Raw genomic sequence first — 19,749 nt, forward strand, 5'->3', positions numbered from 1 at the left:
TATCCCTTGCTTATGTACCAGGCCAGCAGCCATAAATATCCCCTGCATTTTAAAGAACCCGGCGGCACCTCACGCGGGGTGCTTCAGCAAAAGACCAGTTGGTTTATTGAAGTGTGGGACAGTGAGCGACCGGAGCATAAGGGCCTGGGAGAGTGTTCCATCCTGCCCAACTTGAGCAGGGACGACCGACCGGGACTGGAGCAAAAAATACAATGGTGCTGTACCCACATCAATGAGCTGGCCGCAAACTTTCATGAGGAGCTGGAAGACTGGCCGGCCTTGCGTTTTGCCCTGGAAATGGCCTTTAGGGATTTGCTGCAGGGGGGCCGGCAACGCTGGTTCGAATCGCCTTTTACGCGAGGCGAAAGCAGCATCCTCACTAACGGATTGATTTGGATGGGCGAAGCGCCGACCATGCAAAGGCGCATTGAAGAGAAATTGGAGGCGGGCTTTTCTTGTCTCAAACTTAAAATCGGGGCCCTGAATTTTGAGGAAGAATTGCGTTTGTTTCGGGGACTGCGCAGGAACTTTTCTGCGGAGCGCCTGGAATTGCGCGTTGATGCCAATGGGGCCTTCTCGCCAGAGGAAGCACCCAGGGTGCTGGCCCAGCTGGCCGACTTGCACATTCACTCCATTGAGCAACCCATAGCGGCGGGTCAGTGGCAGGAAATGGCACGACTTTGTGAAGAAAGTCCGCTGCCCATCGCCCTCGACGAAGAACTGATTGGTCTGCACAAGGAAGCGCTTCGCCTGGACATGCTGAATACCATCCGCCCCCATTTCCTCATCCTCAAACCCAGTCTCACCGGCGGTTTTGCCAGCTCCAACCACTGGATTCAACTGGCGCGAAAAATGGGGAGCGACTATTGGGTGACTTCGGCTCTGGAGAGCAATGTGGGACTGAATGCCATTGCTCAGTGGACGGCCACCTTGAACAATCCGCTGCCGCAGGGACTCGGTACGGGCCAGGTTTTCACCAACAATGTGGACAGTCCGCTTTACCTGCAGGGTTCCCGCTTGTATTACGAGGCTGGCGAGGGCGGCTTACCCGCCTGATCCCAGTCGATCTCCTGCTGGGGATTGGGGTCCACCACTTTATTTCGCTCCAAAATCACTTTGAGCGCGGGCTTGCAGCGCCCACAGGACATGCCGGCACCGGTGCGCAGCATCAGCTTACTCAAATCCGTTATTTTACGTTGGGCAATGGCAGCAATCAGTTTCTGCTCAGTAACGCCGTTGCAATTGCAGACAAAAGAGGGACTCATAAATTGGCATCAGTGGGACCACAAAACGGACAAGTCCACGGTGCGGTCCTGGTTGTTCAGGGCGTCAAAGATCCATAATTTTCCGGCCAAAACCTCACCCTGTCCCGTAATAATCTTCACCACCTCCAAGGCCTGACGTGTACCCACCAAACCCGGAAGGGGCCCCATCACGCCGGGAGGACCGGCGCCCCATTCAGGCGATTCGGGATACAAATGGCGGTAGCCCCCTGCCCCACCGTAGTGAAATACGGATACTTGTCCCCCCCAGCCCTCGGCCGACCCATAGACAAAGGGCAGGCGAAGTCGTTCACAGGCGGCATCCAGCGCATAGCGGGCCGCAAAATTGTCGGTAGCGTCGGCCACCACTTCAAAGCCCCGGAGACTGTCCACCGTATTGCTTGCCTCCAAACGCCGATTGAGGACGGTAAGCCGACAATCGGGATTCAGCGAACGGATTTTTTCGGCAGCAACCTGGGTCTTCAATGCACCCAGATGCCGTGGCTCATAGAGCAGTTGGCGATTCAGGTTGCTTTCCGACACCACATCGAAATCTACAATTCCCAGGTGACCCACCCCAGCCGCCGCCAGATAAAGCAGCAAAGCGGAACCGAGTCCCCCAGCCCCTGCCACCAGGACCGACGAACGGGCCAAAAGTTTTTGGTGGTGGGTGGTGAAACCGGGCAGCAACAAATGTCGGGCGTAACGCATCGTTATAATTTTAAAGATTTCAACAGCAAGCAGACTTGTTCCCAGGCTGCCAACCATTATCTTATATGGTGGCAGCTTGTTGCAAACAAGGCTCCCAATCTTTCCAGACGGGCTCAAAACCTTGTCGACGCAGCATTTCGGCCACCTCCCGGGGACTGCGCTCATCGTTTACGGCAAACTGCTCCAGCTCATGGTTGCCGCTGTAGGCACCGGGACCGGTCTTGCTGCCGGCACTGAGGGCCGTAATGCCCAAGGGAACCACCCCGTCGCGGTAAGCGGGTCGCTCCCGGGTGGAGAGAGAAAGCTCCACGTCGGCATCGAACAGCCGGTAGGCACAAATCAACTGCGTGAGGTCTCGCTCGTTGGTTAACACGCGGGGTTGAAAGCCTTCCCCGGCAAAGGGCCGCAAGCGGGGAAAGGATAAGGAATAGCGACTTTGCCAGTACCTGCGACGCAGGTACTGCAGATGCAGTGCCGTAAACCAGGCCTCCGTCCGCCAATCCTCCAGCCCGATCAAGGTACCCAGTCCCACCTTTCGAATGCCCGCTGCCCCCAAGCGGTCGGGGGTTTCCAGGCGGTAACGAAAGTTGGCTTTTCGCCCAAACGGGTGGTACTGTGGATAAGTTGCCTCATTGTAGGTCTCCTGATAAACGTAAACCGCGTGCAAGCGGGCCTCTGCCAAACGGGCGTAGTCGCTCGTATCGAGAGGCTGAACCTCCAGGGACAGCTGACTGAAAGCGGGCTGCAACAAACGGAGGACCTGTTCGAGATAAGCAGTCCCAGCCTTTTGTGGCGCTTCTCCGGTCACCAGAAGAAGGTGACGAAAGGGTTCCTGCTTAATGGTGCGGACCTCTGCCAGAATTTCTTCTTCATTGAGCACCTTCCGCCTGATTGGGTTGCTTCCGCTGAAACCGCAGTAAACACAGCGGTTTTCACAGAAATTGGACAGATAGAGCGGCAAATACAGTTGCATGGTGCGACCAAAACGCCGACGGGTCAGCGCCGCACTCTGTTGCGCCATGGGCTCTAGAAATGCATCGGCAGCCGGCGCAAGCAGGGCCTTGAAATCTTCCAGATCGGGCCAGTCTTTCCCCAAAGCCCTTTCCACCTCTGCGGGGGTCTTACGATAAATGGATCGACGCACCTCCTCCCAGTTGTAACGCCGCAACTCCTTATAAAAACTCATGGTCACAAAACTTTAAACGGGCGATAAAAAAGCGGTGAGGGGACTGGTAGCACTTGCCCCGGAATGTCTGGAGGCGAGTCCCCCCTCATAAGCCAGGCGACCGGCCTCCACGGCCAGCTTAAATGCAAGAGCCATTTGCAGGGGCCGGGCAGCAGCAGCAATGGCGGTATTGACCAGCACCGCGTCGGCTCCCATCTCCATAGCCTCTGCAGCCTGGGATGGGGCGCCGATACCGGCATCTACCACCACCGGGACATTCGACTGCTCAATAATAATCCGCAAAAAATCCCGCGTTTGGAGTCCCCCGTTGCTCCCTATAGGCGCTCCCAGCGGCATAACGGCCGCAGCGCCCGCTTCTTCGAGACGCTTACATAAAACAGGATCGGCATGAATATAGGGCAAGACCACAAAACCTTCGCGGGCCAGGACTTCCGTGGCCTTCAGGGTTTCAGCAGCATCGGGCAGAAGGTAACGGGCATCGGGATGAATCTCCAGTTTGATCCAGGACGTCTGCAAAGCCTCCCGCGCCAATCGCGCCGCAAAAATGGCTTCCTCGGCCGTTCGCACCCCCGAAGTATTGGGCAGCAAACGCGCCCCTGTGTTGCCGATCTGTGCCAGCAGGTCGTCCTGCCGACCGTCTAGTTCCACCCGCTTGAGTGCAACAGTAACCAACTGACTGCCACTGGCCGCAATGGTTTCGGCCATTTGTAGGTTGGAACTGAATTTTCCGGTACCGGTAAAGAGACGGCTTTCAAAGCTTGTCCCCGCAACAGTAAGTTTTTCCATAATCAGGATCTATTGGTCTATTTTTTAGTAAGAACATTCAAAAATTTACGGGTTTGGCCAGCAGTATCGTCGAGCAAGGCCCCCGACACGGCAATGCCATCCACCCCGACATCCAACAGTACGGCAGCATCATCGGGCACAATGCCGCCAATGGCCACAACGGGCGTGGCGTAACCTGCCGCACGGAAGGCATTCATGCGGGCACGATAACCATCTGCCCCTAAAAGCGGACTCAATCGCTCCTTGGTGCTGGTGAAACGGAAAGGCCCCAGTCCGATGTAATCGACCCCTTCGTAAACCAGTGTCTCCATCTGCTTCAGGGTGTTGGCCGTCCCTCCAATGATCTTATCCTTGCCCAAAAGATAACGGGCCTCGCGCACGGGCCAGTCGCTCTGCCCCAAATGCACCCCGTGGGCCCCGCTCTGTAGGGCCACCTCGGGATCATCGTTAATCAACAAGACTGCGCTATGGGCGCGACAACAGGACAATAAGCGTTCGGCCAGACTGGTCAACCCTGCTTTATCCATTGCTTTTTGACGCAATTGTACCCAGCGACCACCCGCTTCCAAAAAAGTACGCGTCAATTGTTCCACCTCTTCGGGTGTTCCGGCCGGCGTAATCAACATTAAGGGTTCAAAACTTTTCATGCTTTCTAATTATCGTACAATCAGATTCTTTTCGTTGGGAGACAATAAGACTTAACCAAGGTTTTACTGAAAAAAGACCGATTCAGAAGGAGCTGCGCTTTTTCCATAAAGCCTGAATTTCACTGAAGTTTTGCACAGTGGCACGCCAGTCCACCCCAGAGGACTCCAAGCGCCACACGGCGCCCAAAAGGGCGGCGCCGCCAAAGCCGAGCTCCTGAACGAGCGACACATTGCCCACATGCACTCCGCCCAAGGCAACAAGGGGGGGCGACAAAGGGGGGCGACCTTGCAGGAAGTGACGCAATTCATCGCTTTTGAAGGCCGCCCGATGGCCTTCCTTAGATATGCTGTTGAAAATGGGACTCAGAAAGGCATAGCGGAAGTGGGACGGCAAGGCCGCCGCTTCGGTGAGACTGTGGCAACTGCGGCTTTGCCGCAGGGCGCAATGCCCCTCCACCTGGTAGCTGCCGCTCTCGTGCAAGCCACCCAGACCTGCCTCGCGGCCCACCCGGTGGTGATAATGCACACTCAAACGGCCCCGGTAGGCAACCGGAATGTCCTTCAAAAATTGTTGCAGCTCATCGCTGCTGTATCCGGGTTTCCGCAAATGAATAAAATCAGCTCCGGCATCCAGCAGCGCCATAATGGCCCTTGCCTCGTACCGGAGCATTTTGGGCGGAGTAAGAACGATAAGCATATCAGCCTTTTCTGATTTTTCGGTTGGCACGCATGCTGCAAAAATGCTCGCCACACATGCTGCAATAATGGGCCCGCTTGTCGGCATCGTCGGGCAGGGTGGCATCGTGAAAAGCGTAAGCCGTATCCGGATCCAGGCCCAAATGAAACTGATCGCGCCAACGGAACTCATAGCGGGCCTTGCTCATGGCGTGATCGCGCAAAATGGCGCCGGGGTGCCCCTTGGCTACATCCGCCGCATGGGCCGCCAGTTTAAAAGTAACCACCCCGGTCTTTACATCCTCCCGGTTGGGCAAGCCCAGATGTTCCTTTGGGGTTACATAACAAAGCATCGAAACGCCCATTTGGGCCATCATGGCCCCGCCAATGGCTGAAGTAATGTGGTCGTAGCCCGGTGCAATATCGGTCACCAAAGGCCCCAGTGTGTAAAAAGGCGCCTCCATACACTCCCGCAATTCCTTATCCATATTCTCCTGCAAAAGGTGCATGGGCACATGTCCGGGGCCCTCTATCATCACCTGTACGTGCCGGTCCCAGGCCCTTTGCGTCAAGGCACCCAAGACCTCCAACTCTCCAAACTGCGCCCGGTCGTTGGCATCGTACAGGGAACCCGGTCGCAGTCCGTCGCCCAGCGACACCCCTACGTCGTAGGCAGCCAGTACCTCACAAATCTCGTCGAAATGCGTAAAGAGAAAGTTTTCTGCCTTGTGGTGGGTACACCAATTGGCCATAATGGACCCGCCACGCGACACAATGCCGGTCATCCGCTCAAAAGTATGGGGAATATGTTTGCGAAGGAGTCCCGCATGTATGGTAAAATAATCCACCCCCTGCTCGGCCTGTTCCACCAGGGTATCGCGGTAAAGCGCCCAGCTCAGGTCCTCCACCTTGCCACCCACCTTTTCCAAAGCCTGATACAAGGGTACCGTGCCAATGGGCACGGGCGAATTGCGCAAGATCCACTCCCGGGTTTCATGAATGTTGGCACCGGTACTCAAATCCATTACGGTATCGGCCCCCCAACGGATGGCGTGAATGGCCTTTTCTACTTCCTCCGAGATGTTGGAGCTGAGGGGACTGTTGCCGATGTTGGCGTTGATTTTGACCAAAAAGCGACGGCCAATGATCATGGGCTCGCACTCGGGATGATTGATGTTGGCAGGAAGAAAAGCTCGGCCAGCAGCCAACTCTTCACGCACCATTTCAGGCGTTATCGCCTGAAATGCCTCCCCCATCTGCGTCTCCAGTCGTTGATTCTCCCGAATGGCCACATACTCCATTTCCGGAGTTACTATGCCCTGCCGGGCATAGTACAACTGCGTAACGGGTCGCCCCACCCCCTTGCGGGGATGCCGGTTGACGTGGGCAAAACGCAAATGATCCAGCGCTGGGTTGGCCAGGCGCTCCCGACCATACTTTGAACTGGGCGCACTCAGGCGCTCACTGTCGCCCCTTGCTGCAATCCACTCCTCCCGCAAAGGCGCCAAACCCCGTGTTAAATCGATGCAAGCCTGGGCATCGCCAAAGGGCCCGGAAGTATCGTACACGGTAAGACTCCCGGCAGCTCCTGCACTGCGATCGGCCAGCTGAATTTCACGCATGCCTACACGCAGCGGGAAGCGTTGGCCTTCGACATACACTTTTTGGGAGCCCTTAAGGGGTTCCCCCTTTCTGATGTTCGACATTGTCTTCTGTTTTTAGCGGCTCAGCCCCCACGTGTGGCGCTGATCAGTAACACCTCATCGTTCTCCTTCAAAACCCAGCTGGCCCATTGGGCCCTGGGCACTACCTGTCCCGCCACCGCAACCGCCAGGCCCTCCGGGGGCTGGTCCAATTGCTGCAACAAATCGCCCAGATACTGCGCTGAAGTAGTTACTGACTTGCCGTTGATTATGATTTGCATACCTTTCCTGTTGTTGAATAAAGCCAATGGCAACAACAAAAAACAGAGGAACTAAAAAGTGGAGTATAATCAGGTAAACAGACTCCCTTCGCCGGTATTATCCGTATCAGGTTCCAGGGTATGATCTCAGCCGCTTATAGGCACCCCTGTCTTTTATGTTGATGGGAACAAATATATGACAATTATCAGCATATATAAAAGACAAAAAAGGAACAGCCACTTTATTTAGAACCATTCTTTCAAATTTGCGGCGGGGCGACTATCTTTGAAAACAAAAAGCGCCACCCGCTTATGCCGCAGCAAAACATACAGGAAATACGCATCAACGGACAGATTTACACCCCTGACCAACTGCATCTGATGGACGGGGAGTACAGCGACCTGCGCCTCTTTCTGGAGGCCTGGTGGTCGCCCCAGCCCCAAATGGAAGTGCAGACCTCAGGGTCGACCGGGCAGCCCAAAAAAATGCTTGTAAGGAAAGCGGCCATGCTGGACTCCGCAATACGCACCCTGCACTTTTTTGACCTGCAGGCAGGGCAGCGCGCTCTCCTGTGCCTGCCGCTCCACTACATAGCCGGAAAAATGATGGTAGTCAGGGCCCTTGCGGGCCAACTGAACCTGGTGCTTCGCACACCGTCGGGACTGCCCCTGGACAATCTGGAAGAGCGGGTGGATTTTGCCGCCTTTTCGCCTCTGCAGATGCTCAACGAACTGGAACACCACCCTTCACGTCTGCATCTGCTCGACAAAGTGCTCATTGGTGGCGGCAAAGTCGATGAAGTCCTCGGTCGCCTGCTCCAGCGCCAGTCCTTCGCTGCCTACGAAAGTTACGGCATGACCGAAACCCTGTCGCACATTGCCCTCCGCCGCATCAACGGACCCCGGGCACAAAAGCACTTCGTAGCCCTGCAAGGCGTAGAAATTCGTTGCAACAAGGAGGACTGTCTCGAATTACAGGTGGCGGGACTCACCCGGGGATGGCTCTCTACCAACGACCTGGTAAGGATGTACGACAACAACAGCTTTGAAATTTTGGGGCGGACAGACAACGTCATCAACAGTGGCGGCCTAAAAATCCTGCCCGAGCAGCTCGAATTCCGACTGGCCCCACTGCTTCCCCTGCCCTTTTATCTTACCTGGCGGCCCCATGCCCGACTGGGTCAGCAATTGGTGCTGGTCAGCACCCGCTATCCGGCCGACCACCAAAAGCTCTTTCAAAAAATCAAGGAAGTGCTGCCCCGCTACCAAAGACCTGCCGAGTGGCTGCTCGTACCCGACTTCCCCCTTACCCACTCCGGCAAAATCCAACGCAAGCAACTGGCTGAACTGGTGCAAAAAATGACCCTTTGATGCCAAAAAGGAATGGTCTGCTGCCCGACAAACCCCGTCGGCACATCAATCTTTCTTAAATTTTTTGAGTCGTGTTTGATAGGAAAGCCTGGGCTTTACTCCACCTCAAAGTGCCAGTTGGGATTTTTCCCTTGTTGCAATTCCGGCAAAAGTTCATCCCGTACCCAGGTAAAGTCGGGCGCCTCCTTCAGCAGCTGCAGATACAAAGCCTCCGCTTTTTGCCTTTGACCCTGTTGCAGATAAGCCTGGCCCAACCAGGCCCCCACATTGTAATACATCCAATGCTCCCTCTCAAAACGCTTGTAATAACTGAAAGCCTGTTCGTAAGCCTTCAGAGCTTTGGCCTTATCGCCCCCAACCAGACTGGGTCGAAAATACCATGAGTTGGCCTGTTCGACCAGGGGTAAGCCGGCACGGGGCTGCAAAGCAAGAGCCTTTTCAAGGGCAGCGGTGTGACTTCGACTCAAAAAGGGCGCCTTCCAGGGCTCAAGTGCTATGCGGTAGGCAATAAGAGCAGCCGAAAAAGCATGCCACTCCCCGTTGTCGGGTGCAGTCGCCAACTGCTTTTGAATAAGGCGCTCAAAAAAGGGCAGATTTTTCCAGGCGGCCTCGCTGCGCTTCGCCCCGATGTCCGCCCCCAGCAAACCATATTCGGCAAACAGCAACACCCGCTCTTCCTCGGCATCCAGGGGAACCTTGCGCAGACTGTCGACCAAGACCTGCCAAAGCTCCATTTGTCCCCCCAGATAAAAGTCCGTAAAACGCCGGTTCAAGGACGCAGCGCCCTGACCAAAAGCCACTGTCCCCACCAGGAACATGGCACCTAAAAACCATCCGACAAATCCTCTTCTCCTACGCATAATACGCAAACATAAGGTCAAACACAAAACAAGCCAAAAGAACATAAATATACCCCTAATTACCAAAAATACCCCCCTCCAACTCCCGGCAATTCACTATCTTTATTCGAATAAAATTCGTGTAAATTCGTGTAATTCGTGGACCCAATCATGCAAAAACTCATTCTACTCATTCTCCTCCCCCTCCTCCTTGCCTCCTGCAAGTCTGCCCCAAGCCCCGCAGTCAGGGAAAAAATTCTCCTGAACAGCGACTGGTACTTTTTCAAATACGACAGCACCCAACAGGCCGATGCCCTCATTTACGATGTTCGACCTCCACTGAGCGATACACGGGACGACAAACCTGCAGATGCCCAACCAACCGAAGCCCTGCAGGTAGAAGCCGATGTTCCGGTTCTCAAACCCTGGATTCTGCCCTCAGGAAATGCCTTCATCAAAAACCCTGCCCAACACCACCAGCGCCCCGAGGGGCAGCCCGGCAGCGACTTCCCTTTTGTACAGGGCGACTTTGACGACAGCGCCTGGGAGCACGTTGATTTGCCCCACGACTGGGCCATTGCCGGTCCCTTTATGGAAGGCTGGGAGGCAGAAGTGGGCGGCGGCATGGGCCGCCTGCCCAGTCACGGTGTAGCCTGGTACCGCAAAAAACTGGACCTTCCCCAAAGCGATGCAGGGCGACAAATATTTCTGGAAATAGAGGGCGCTATGTCCTACGCGATGGTCTGGCTCAACGGACAGCTCGTTGGCGGCTGGCCCTACGGTTACAATTCCTTCCAGCTCGACCTCAGTCCCTATGTCCACTTTGGCGGCGAAAACCAACTGGCCATACGCATCGACAATCCGCCGCACAGCTCGCGCTGGTATCCGGGAGGGGGACTTTACCGCAATGTTTGGCTCCACAAAACCGAAGCGGTGCACGTAGCCCAATGGGGCACTTACATCACCACGCCAAAAATCACAGAGGCACAGGCAACGGTAGAGGTAGAAACACGAATAGCCAACCACCTCGACAGGGCTGCTCCGGTAAAACTGCAAACCGAAATCTTTTATTTGGGGAGCGACGGGCAGCCGGAGGGACCGGCTCTGGCCTTTACTCCCGAAATGGACGTGCTCATTCAGGCACACAGCGAAACAACCGTTAAAGCAAAAGCCTTTGTGGAAGCCCCCTTGCTGTGGGGACCGCCACCCACCCAAACGCCCCATCGGTATCGGGCACTGACCACCCTCAAACAAAACGGAGAAACGCTGGATCGTTACGCCACCAACTTCGGCATCAGAACCCTTGACTTTGATGGCGAGGAAGGTCTGAAAGTAAATGGTGAGCGAATTTTTATTAAGGGGGTGAACCAGCACCACGACCTGGGCGCCCTGGGTGCCGCCTTCAACCGACGGGCAGCCGAACGTCAACTTCAGTTGTTGGCCGAAATGGGCTGCAACGCCATTCGTATGGCCCACAATCCCCCAGCTCCGGAACTGCTGGCCCTGACCGACAGCATGGGCTTTTTGGTGGTGAATGAAATCTACGACAGCTGGGAACGGAAAAAAACACCCTGGGATTTTCATTTGATCTTCCCCGATTGGCACGAACAGGATCTGCGGGCCTTTGTGCGCCGCGATCGCAACCATCCTTCCGTTGTTCTTTGGAGCTACGGCAATGAGGTGGGCGAACAATACACCGAAGAAGCCGGCGCCGAACTGAGTCGGCGTCTGCGCGACATTGTTCGCGACGAAGATCCATCGCGTCCTACCTCCGTATCGATGAACTACGCCAAACCCCACATGCCCTTTTCCGGGGTGGCCGATGTCATCAACCTCAACTATCAGGGCGAGGGCATCCGCAATACGCCTGCCCATGCCCACCTGACCGGCATACGTACCGATCCGCTGTATCCCGCTTTTCATCAAAAGTATCCCAACAAACTCATACTCAGCAGCGAAAATGCAGCCGCAATCAGCAGTCGCGGCACCTACCTCTTTCCCGTAGCGGAGGGCTTCAGCTCGCCGGTGAGCGACGGACAGGGCGGCGACAGCAAAGCAATGCACGTGAGTGCCTACGAATTGTATGCCGTTGATTTTGGCTCTTCGGCCGATAAGGTGTTTGCCACCAAGGACCAGCACCCTTATGTGGGTGGGGGCTTTGTGTGGAGCGGCTGGGATTACCTGGGCGAACCCACACCCTACTACCTGGCCCGCAGCAGCTATTTCGGCATCATCGACCTGGCCGGTTTCAAAAAAGACCGCTATTACCTTTACCAATCTCGCTGGCGCCCCGAGCTGCCCATGGTGCACCTGCTGCCCCACTGGAACTGGCCGGGCCGAGAGGGACAACCGACTCCTGTGCATGTTTTCACCTCGGGCGACGAAGTGGAACTCTTCCTAAATGGCCAATCGCTGGGACGCCAACAAAAAGAGCCCTACGAGTACCGCCTGCGCTGGGATGAGGTGCGCTATACACCCGGAGAACTCAAAGCCGTAGCCTACAAAAACGGCGCCCCCTGGGCCGAAACACGGGTGGTGACCACCGGTGCCCCCACTGCCCTGCAAGCCAGGGCCGACCGCGGCACCCTGCAAGCTGAGGCCAGCGATCTGGCCTTTGTAAGCGTTGAAGTCTGCGATGCCGATGGCAACACCGTCCCCAATGCCCATCCTCTGCTGACTTTCTCGCTGGAGGGACCCGGAGAAATTGTGGCGACCGACAACGGCGACCCCAGCGACATGACCGCCTTCCCTTCGCTGCAGCGCAAAGCCTTCAACGGAAAATGCCTGGTTATTATTCGTCCCCAAAAGGGAAAACCCGGCACTCTGCAGCTGACTGTAAGCGCCAAAGACCTGGAAAGTGCTACAGTAAGGCTTCAAAGTGAGTAGGACTGAGAATATCTTTAAAGCGTTCAAAATAGGCAAGTAGTTTTTCTATAACTCTTGCCGCTGAAGAGTACGTTCTCTTTTGGAAGTTATGCACAACAAAAAAACAGGGTCAACACAGCCAACATAATTGTAATTAGGCACTTCATGACTTTGGGGGTTTGCTAGTTAAAATAATAATTCAACTACACACAACAATACCACACATTTATCTGCATTATGGTTAAAAAACATCTTTGAACTATACAGTAATCCACGTAACTTTGGGAAAGTAAGAACCATTAACCATAACCTGATATGATGCGTGTTAAATTGATTGTGGCCGGTGAAGAACGGTGGCTCAAACACTTTTACTACGAATACTTTTATCCGATAGAAGAGATTACTGCCTTTTCCGTTGATCACTTTTCCAATTTTACTTTTTCAGAAACAACCTCGAGTTCACCATCTTCACTGCAAGCCCTTGTTATAGACTCCGAAACTGAACCCTTCTTAAACCGCAACCTTGCTGCCAGCAACACCCTCCCCCAAAAGACTAACATTGACCTATTTAAGCACCAAACTTACGACTCTTTGGTGCACCCATTGGCTTCATCCCGTGGGACTATTCGGCATCAACTAACCGGCGGACTGTTCAATCTCAGCTTTCCTTCCACAGAAAAGGATGAGTTCTTCTGGGAGTGGCTTCTTCAAGGAAATATGAAGCATGGACATTTTGAGATATACAAAGGCGATGACGACCATGCCTTAAAAATAGAATTTTGGGACTGTTACTGTGTAGGTTTTCAAGAAGTGATGCATCATGGAAACACCCCTATGTTGGCAAATCTGCGCCTATCGCCAGCTATTACCCGCAACAGAAAAGTGTTAGAGCATAAAAAGATTTGGAAAAAAACGGATATTCATTCTAATCTAAAACCTGAAAACTCCTCAAACACAAACCCTATAGTAGAGAAAGAACCGGAACCAGCAAAACTGGTTTCGGTAGAGCTGATTGATACTAATGATCAAGTTCTGACAGGCCTTTTAAAACAGTATGTCAATCTGCAATCCAAAGAGATTTATATCGACGGTCATGAAATCAAAGATCTGGTGCAACTCGGGCAAAATCTCCGATGCAAAGTCGTTTTTGATAAACCAGGGGTTCACAAATTCAAGATCTGGCTGAAATCTAAAAAGGGGAATAACACATACTCTGACTCAGAACGCACAAGAAACGGCAATTTTAAACACCTTGAAAAGCCACTTAACTTCGTCACCAAAAACAATGGTGAAGTCGTAATTGAAGGCTCACAACTCTTTGTAAGTCCTGGAGGCAAAGACGTCTATTCGCTTATCGCAGCAGACGAAGAAGGCAATGAAAAGAAGAGTTCTGGGAAAGTGATTACTGAACGCTTAATTCATTTCATTGAAGTTAAGATGAAGGGCCTCAAATCGGCAACCAAGAACCTTTCTACTTTCAAAAAGGAGTACGAGAAACATGGAATCACCTTAACCCCACTTACCCCTGTAGAAATGCCTCATATCTCCAATATAGGAGATCAAACAGACAGCAAATCCTTTTTGCATAACATACAACAGGCTTTGGGGACCACAAATGCGGCCAACTACGACCCACATTGCGTAACTATTGCCTACACGGACCATTTAGCGGTAAAAAACACAATCTCTATACCTATTAAAACCAAAGGAAAATCGGATCGAAAAGTTTCCATCCCTATTGAAGACGTTAACACTTCTAAAGAGTACGCTCTATGGCGTAACCTCGACAAGGAAGATTGGTACATTAATTGCTTCTTCACACCACAAGATGGCTCCCCAAAAATCGAGGTTGCAAAAACGCTATGCACCCCACGCGAAACAAAAGGAATCCCAGGATATGCAGACTCAGTGGATATCGATTTGACAAGTCTTCCTGATAGACCAGGGAAGCTTAACCTAAAAGTAAACATTGTTGACCGAATGCGCGCAGGGCTCTCCTTTGGCAATAATAAAACTGTAGCAATTTGTACTCGTTGCTGGTGGAGAAACATAAATGATTACGACCAAAATTGCGTTTGCATTCACGAAGTTGGTCATCAACTCGGTTTAGTAAGCGATGGGGTTGGGATAAAACCCGATAAAACCCCTACGTATTATGACAACAACAAAGGCCATGTGGGACCTCATTGTCATTTCGGAATATCTGCAGGCCAAGCAAGATACGACGCCAAAGCCGACCTCACTAAAAGTAAGTGTGTAATGTATGGGTCTGTAAATGGAAGCAGCCGATTTTGCAAGCATTGTTCAGAATCCCTGAGAAAATCGGACTTAAAAAATGGTCTTTCTTAAACCTAAAAACATGCCCTACAAATCAATTGTTCAACAATTACGGACTTTTGCTCCTGTCCTACTCTGGATGTTTTCAACATCTGTCGCTTGTCAAACCTTACAACAAAACAGCAGTATGAAAAAACAAGAAATCCGATTTATCCCTGAAACCTTTAACCAAATCGAGCTTGGATACCTTTCAAACTCCCAGACTCCTTGCTCCCCAATGTATCCTAACGATGCCACAGACGATTTATGGAACGAGATAATAATTAAGGCCCCTGAAAAGATCATCATACCCAACACATGTTTAAAAACTGGAATAAAACCGATCTTTCCGGTATGTGTGGCTATGGTAATAACAGCGAGAAGAGGCTATAAATATGCGCAGCTCTCTGATGAAGTACTTCACATAAGAAACACAGAATCAAACAAATGGATTACAGGACAGATTTTTGATGAAACCTTACTTGATGGGAATCCAATTGTGCCGTCCCCAGTCGAGGATGATTGGAAAAAAGAACTGCAAAAGAGAATCAAAGATGCACAAAAATACACCGAAGATGAACTCGATGAGGGACGAGCTAGTGGGACTTACAGAAATATTGACCTGCTCAAATATGTAGACATATCCTTAGACCAAGGGATTTACGAAATTTACTTCTCGACAAAAGGTCTTGAATCAAACAAAGTGCAAGTAGAGATCGTTTTTGAGGAATAAAAAGTTTTATTTTTGATTGACATGTCGGGAAAGGCACAGACTTTAGCACTGGTTGTCTCAATAACAAAGCCCACATCAGGCGTCTGGCACAATTATTGAACAAAGCGGTCAAAACTGTTACTCATCTTAACTCAGTGCTTTATGAACTACCCAAAAACCGGACTGACGGTTCTGCTTTGCTGTGCGGGACTGCTGGCGGCTGCCGACAACCCCCTGGAGCTGCACCACTACCAACTCGACAACGGCTTTAACGTGTATCTCAACCCCGATGCCACCCAGAACTCAGTAAAAGGGGGCGTAATGGTGAAAGGGGGCAGCAAGCGCGACCCCAAGGATGCCACCGGCATAGCCCACTACTTTGAGCACATCATGTTTAAGGGCACCACCCAAATTGGCACCATCGATTACGAAAAGGAAAAACCGCTGCTCGACAGTATTGCCCTGAAGTATGAGGAACTTTCGGCAACCGAAGACGAGGACGAGCGCAAAGCCATTCAGCTGGCCATCAACGCGCTTTCAATCAGGGCTGCGGAGTACGCCATCCCCAACGAACTGAATAAGATTCTGGAAACAATGGGCGGCACCGAAATCAATGCCTATACCTCCTACGACCGCATTTTTTACCACAACGAATTCCCCGCCAATCAGATGGAGAAGTGGCTCGAAGTCTACAGCCATCGCTTCCAGGAGCCGGTGTTTCGTCTGTTTCAAAGCGAATTGGAAACGGTATATGAAGAGAAAAACATGTATGCCGACGGGATGCTCAACCAATTTCTGGAGACTTTTATGAAAGAACTGCTGGGTGGTTCGCCCTATGGCGACCAGACCATTATAGGCAGTACCGAGCACCTTAAAAATCCTTCCTTGCAGAAAATGCGGGACTACTTTGAGACCTACTACGTAGCCAACAACATGGCCCTGATACTCAGCGGTAATTTTGATCTGGAAAGCACAAAAAAACTTGTGGCTGAGAAGTTCGGGCAACTCAGGAGCGGACCCGACCCGGCACCTTTTGAGCTGACCCTTCATCCTCTGGAGGGCCGTAAGGAAAGTAAGCACCGGCTGTCGCCCATCCGCATTGGCGTTTTGGGTTTTCACGGGGTACCCATTGATCATCCGGACAGGACGGCACTGGAAGTCTGCGACCACCTCCTGGCCAATCAGGCAGGCACGGGATTGCTGGACCAGCTGACCGACGACCAGAAAGTGCTGGCGGCCGGTTCAGAAACCTTGATGTGCAACGCCGACCTGGGTGCCCACCTCATCCTTTTTGTTCCCAAGTTGATTGGCCAAAGCATGAGCAAGGCCGAAGAGCTGGTTTGGGAACAAGTTGAACGCCTGCAAACGGGCGACTTTGATGAAGAGCTGTTGAAATCGACGCAGCTGACTTTAACGCTGAATCATGCCCGCAACCTGGAAACGGGGACCGACCGCCTGGACGTGCTGAGCGATTTATTTGTCAACAACATGAACTGGACAGATTACCTTCAAAAACCGGAACGAATTAATGCCGTTACCAAAGAAGACATCATGCGGGTAGCCACCCAATACTATGGCAAGAACCATCTGGCATTTCACAGTCGCACCGGCTTCCCCAAAAAGGACAAACTGGAAAAACCACCCTACAAGCCTTTACAGCCTGCCAACACCGAAGCCAAATCGGCCTATGCACAACAAATTGAGGCCCTGCCTACCTTGGCCGTAGCGCCTGATTTTATTGAGGAGGGCAGGGACTACGAACGCCGACAACTGCGGGAGGGCGCAACACTTTACTGGGTGGAGAACCCCTTAAACAATTTGTTCACCTTGCGCTGGCGCTTCCAAACGGGAACGGGACACGACCTGAATTTACTGATGCTCGATGATTGGATGGAATATGGGGGTTGCGATACGCTGGACAATCAGGCCCTGAAAAAGGCGCTTCAGAAGTTGGGCGGATCACTGTCTTTCAATCTGGACGTCCAGGACTTCACCGTAACACTGGAAGGTCCGGAAGAGGCGCTGCCCGAGCTCCTGACGCTCCTTAATCAAAAGATGAGCCTTCCGACGCTCAGCGAAAAGGAAAGAACGGCTGTTATCAACAGCCGTAAATCCGAAAAAAAGCTGATCAGTAGCGAACCCCGCATGAAGCAGAATATTCTGAATGAATTTGTGCGGATGGGAGACCAGTCGATTTACCTGAATTACCCCAGCATTAAGGAGATGAAGACCTTTGACAGCAGCACGGTGCAGGAGGGAATCAAAGCGGTACTTTCCGCGGCATCCAACCTACATTACGCAGGCCAACGTCCACTGGAGGAGGTGGCTGACTTGCTGGACCAACAACTCGGGGTACTGAATCAAACGGGAGCGGAAGATTTGCGTAAGGTGCGCCGTTTTGCCCTACCCGAGTCCACTACGGTCCACTTTCTGCACGATGCCAAAGCCGTGCAAAGTGTGATTTACCTTATGGTACCATCGCAACAAAACCGCTTGGAGGACGAGCTGGGAGCAGAAATCTTCAGTCGCTATTTCAGTCAGGGAATGAGCTCCTTGGTATTTCAGGAGATCAGAGAATTCCGCTCTCTGGCCTACGCCACAGGCGGGAACTATTCTTTGTATGCCGACCGTAGCGCCCCGGGCTGGTACATGGGTTATATGACGACGCAGGCCGACAAGACCACCGATGCACTGGAAGCTTTTACCGGCATGTTGAATCAGCTGCCCGAAAAACCGGAGCGTATGGATTTCATCAAACAAAACCTTCAGCAGTCCTTCAACAGCGAACGCCCGGAGTTTAGGGCGCTGACGCTGCAAATTCCGGAATGGGAATGGGCAGGCTTTTCGGAAGACCCGAAAAAGACTTTTTTAGACCAGGTCGACCGGGTGGACTTTGCTTTGGTGCGTGATTTTCACGAGCGCTACATAAAGGGCCAACCGCAGGTAATTATCATTACCGGCAACCGCAAAAAAATCGATTTGGCCGCCATTGAGAAACTTTACGGTCCGGTAGTGGAACACAAGTTCAAGGACATCTACAGAGAATAAATCAAGCATTCTGTTACCGCCGTAACTGTTACGGCGGTAACAGAATGAAACCTACATATCTTCCAGTGACAAGAAACGCATTTCAATGTCGTATTTAGGCAAAAGCTTGTTTTTAAGGTGTTCTGCTTTTGCTGCAACAAGATCTGGTTTGATATTTTTCCTTTGTCTTTTAACCTCTGCAACCACAGCCTGGTTTTTCTCTATTTTGAGCGCCAGCAAATCAATCTCATTTTGCGCACCTTTCGGCTCCCACCACGAACCAATAGCACGATACTTAAAGCTCTCCGCATACTGTTGCTTAAAGTACCTTTCAAGCATAACCCCTGAATAGGTCGGATAATCCTCTAAAACCATGGTTCTTAAAGCAACAAAGTTTTTTATTTCAATAAGAGATCGGTGGCGCTCAAAATAATTAAACCAGAATCTTAAAAAGTTGTCCTGAATTTCATACCTGACGGTTTGGCTCCCTACCTTTGCCAGCAAGGGTCGCTGGCGAACAACAATGTTATAATCTTCAATCAATCGTTTAATCTGACCGCCGATGCTTCGAGACCCCAAGGCTGCTTCGATTTGTGACTGGGTATTAACTCCGCCAGAAATAGCGCCTAAGATGGAAAAATAGGTGGCGTAATTTTTCCCAAACTCCTCTATCAATAAATTCTTTCCTTCCTCCGTAAATGGCGAATTATCACGTATCATAAACGCAAGCATTTCCTCTTTGGTCAACGGGACATTGTCACAGAATAACTCAATATATTTTGGAACGCCACCGGTAAAGGTATAAAGCGCCAAAAGATCGTCATTATTGTAAGCAGTTTGGTAATCCTGCATAATCGCTTTGAGGGTCCCTAAATCAAAAGGAGCCAGCTTTAGGATATTGTCGACACGACCAAAAAGCGGCTCTTTACTGTGCTGAAAAATTTTCTGCATCAAGGAATAGACTGAGCCCGACACAATCAAATTCATACGGGATCTTTGCCGATAAGTATCCCAGATGTTTTGCATGTCGCTGTATACCGTGGGGTTGATGTTGTAAAACTCCTGAAACTCATCAACCACCAGATTAAAGGGTTTGTGGACAGCCAGCTCCATCAAAAATTGAAACAAGGATCGAAAAGTTTGAATTTCGGGAGGCACAAAGACATTGAGCACTCTGGAAACCGTCGGTAGAAACTCTGCACACAAACTTGCTTCTGATTTACGTCCCACAAAAAAATAGACCGTCGGGGTGGTGCTGACCGATTTCATAATTAAACTTGTTTTTCCTATCCGCCTTCTTCCTGTGACTACGGTCAATCGGGAATGATCGCTGAAGGACAGTTCCCTAATCCGATTCAATTCGGCCAATTCCTGTTCCCTATTATAAAACTTCATAACACAACATCTTTGTTACCACCGTAACAGTTACGGCTGTAACAAAGATAAGGA

At 51.8% G+C, this 19,749-nt stretch carries 16 protein-coding genes and 1 riboswitch; of the genes, 6 read left to right on the top strand and 10 right to left on the bottom strand.

Going from position 1 to position 19,749, the window contains the following annotated elements; all coding sequences use genetic code 11:
• Nucleotides 1-12: 12 nt before the first annotated feature.
• Nucleotides 13-1,056 (top strand): o-succinylbenzoate synthase, encoded by a 1,044-nt coding sequence (locus B4W65_RS04190; protein ID WP_088653867.1) that lies wholly within the window; start codon nt 13-15, stop codon nt 1,054-1,056.
• On the opposite strand, the gene B4W65_RS04195 is transcribed toward B4W65_RS04190, so the two are convergent.
• The 8 genes from B4W65_RS04195 to thiS form a co-directional block, all read right to left on the bottom strand.
• Nucleotides 1,023-1,265 carry a (2Fe-2S)-binding protein gene (locus tag B4W65_RS04195; protein WP_088653868.1) on the bottom strand — a complete coding sequence of 81 codons (243 nt, stop codon included), beginning with the start codon at nt 1,263-1,265 and terminating at the stop codon, nt 1,023-1,025. The two genes, B4W65_RS04190 and B4W65_RS04195, sit on opposite strands and share 34 nt — an antisense overlap.
• Nucleotides 1,266-1,274: 9 nt before the next feature.
• Nucleotides 1,275-1,973: a HesA/MoeB/ThiF family protein gene (locus tag B4W65_RS04200; RefSeq protein ID WP_088654060.1), complete on the bottom strand. Its 699-nt coding sequence runs from the start codon at nt 1,971-1,973 to the stop codon at nt 1,275-1,277.
• A gap of 61 nt (nt 1,974-2,034) precedes the next feature.
• Entirely contained in the window at nt 2,035-3,159 is a 1,125-nt protein-coding gene (gene thiH / locus B4W65_RS04205) for a 2-iminoacetate synthase ThiH (RefSeq protein ID WP_088653869.1), read from the bottom strand.
• Between the two features lie 12 nt (nt 3,160-3,171).
• On the bottom strand, nt 3,172-3,945 hold the full coding sequence (locus B4W65_RS04210) for a thiazole synthase (RefSeq protein WP_088653870.1): 774 nt from the start codon (nt 3,943-3,945) through the stop codon (nt 3,172-3,174).
• Between the two features lie 17 nt (nt 3,946-3,962).
• Nucleotides 3,963-4,592, bottom strand: a complete 630-nt coding sequence (thiE, locus tag B4W65_RS04215; RefSeq protein ID WP_205741220.1) for a thiamine phosphate synthase — start codon at nt 4,590-4,592, stop codon at nt 3,963-3,965.
• Nucleotides 4,593-4,674: 82 nt separating this feature from the next.
• Nucleotides 4,675-5,289 carry a thiamine phosphate synthase gene (locus B4W65_RS04220; protein ID WP_158522772.1) on the bottom strand — a complete coding sequence of 205 codons (615 nt, stop codon included), beginning with the start codon at nt 5,287-5,289 and terminating at the stop codon, nt 4,675-4,677.
• A gap of 1 nt (nt 5,290) precedes the next feature.
• A complete protein-coding gene (gene thiC / locus B4W65_RS04225) occupies nt 5,291-6,973 on the bottom strand; it encodes a phosphomethylpyrimidine synthase ThiC (RefSeq protein ID WP_088653872.1) in 1,683 nt (560 codons plus the stop codon).
• A gap of 20 nt (nt 6,974-6,993) precedes the next feature.
• On the bottom strand, nt 6,994-7,191 hold the full coding sequence (thiS, locus tag B4W65_RS04230; protein ID WP_088653873.1) for a sulfur carrier protein ThiS: 198 nt from the start codon (nt 7,189-7,191) through the stop codon (nt 6,994-6,996).
• A gap of 66 nt (nt 7,192-7,257) precedes the next feature.
• Nucleotides 7,258-7,349: riboswitch (TPP riboswitch) on the bottom strand.
• Nucleotides 7,350-7,482: 133 nt separating this feature from the next.
• Here thiS and B4W65_RS04235 point away from each other — a divergent pair.
• Nucleotides 7,483-8,541, top strand: coding sequence for an AMP-binding protein (locus tag B4W65_RS04235; RefSeq protein ID WP_088653874.1), 1,059 nt, complete (start codon nt 7,483-7,485; stop codon nt 8,539-8,541).
• A 95-nt stretch (nt 8,542-8,636) separates the two neighbouring features.
• Here B4W65_RS04235 and B4W65_RS04240 read toward each other — a convergent pair whose 3' ends face one another.
• Nucleotides 8,637-9,401 (bottom strand): tetratricopeptide repeat protein, encoded by a 765-nt coding sequence (locus tag B4W65_RS04240; RefSeq protein WP_158522773.1) that lies wholly within the window; start codon nt 9,399-9,401, stop codon nt 8,637-8,639.
• A 150-nt stretch (nt 9,402-9,551) separates the two neighbouring features.
• On the opposite strand from B4W65_RS04240, the gene galB reads away from it, so the two are divergent.
• From galB to B4W65_RS04260, 4 genes are all read left to right on the top strand, one after another.
• A complete protein-coding gene (gene galB / locus B4W65_RS04245) occupies nt 9,552-12,266 on the top strand; it encodes a beta-galactosidase GalB (protein WP_088653876.1) in 2,715 nt (904 codons plus the stop codon).
• 294 nt (nt 12,267-12,560) lie between these two features.
• Nucleotides 12,561-14,594: a type VI secretion system tube protein TssD gene (gene tssD / locus B4W65_RS04250; protein WP_088653877.1), complete on the top strand. Its 2,034-nt coding sequence runs from the start codon at nt 12,561-12,563 to the stop codon at nt 14,592-14,594.
• A gap of 115 nt (nt 14,595-14,709) precedes the next feature.
• Entirely contained in the window at nt 14,710-15,294 is a 585-nt protein-coding gene (locus tag B4W65_RS04255) for a hypothetical protein (protein ID WP_146697703.1), read from the top strand.
• 141 nt (nt 15,295-15,435) lie between these two features.
• The gene (locus tag B4W65_RS04260; protein WP_088653879.1) at nt 15,436-18,321 is read left to right on the top strand and encodes a M16 family metallopeptidase; all 2,886 of its coding nucleotides are present in this window, start codon (nt 15,436-15,438) and stop codon (nt 18,319-18,321) included.
• Between the two features lie 51 nt (nt 18,322-18,372).
• On the opposite strand, the gene B4W65_RS04265 is transcribed toward B4W65_RS04260, so the two are convergent.
• Nucleotides 18,373-19,695: an ATP-binding protein gene (locus tag B4W65_RS04265; RefSeq protein WP_088653880.1), complete on the bottom strand. Its 1,323-nt coding sequence runs from the start codon at nt 19,693-19,695 to the stop codon at nt 18,373-18,375.
• Between the last annotated feature and the right edge of the window lie 54 nt (nt 19,696-19,749).

This window comes from Geofilum rhodophaeum, assembly GCF_002210225.1.
Lineage (GTDB): Bacteria > Bacteroidota > Bacteroidia > Bacteroidales > Marinilabiliaceae > Geofilum > Geofilum rhodophaeum.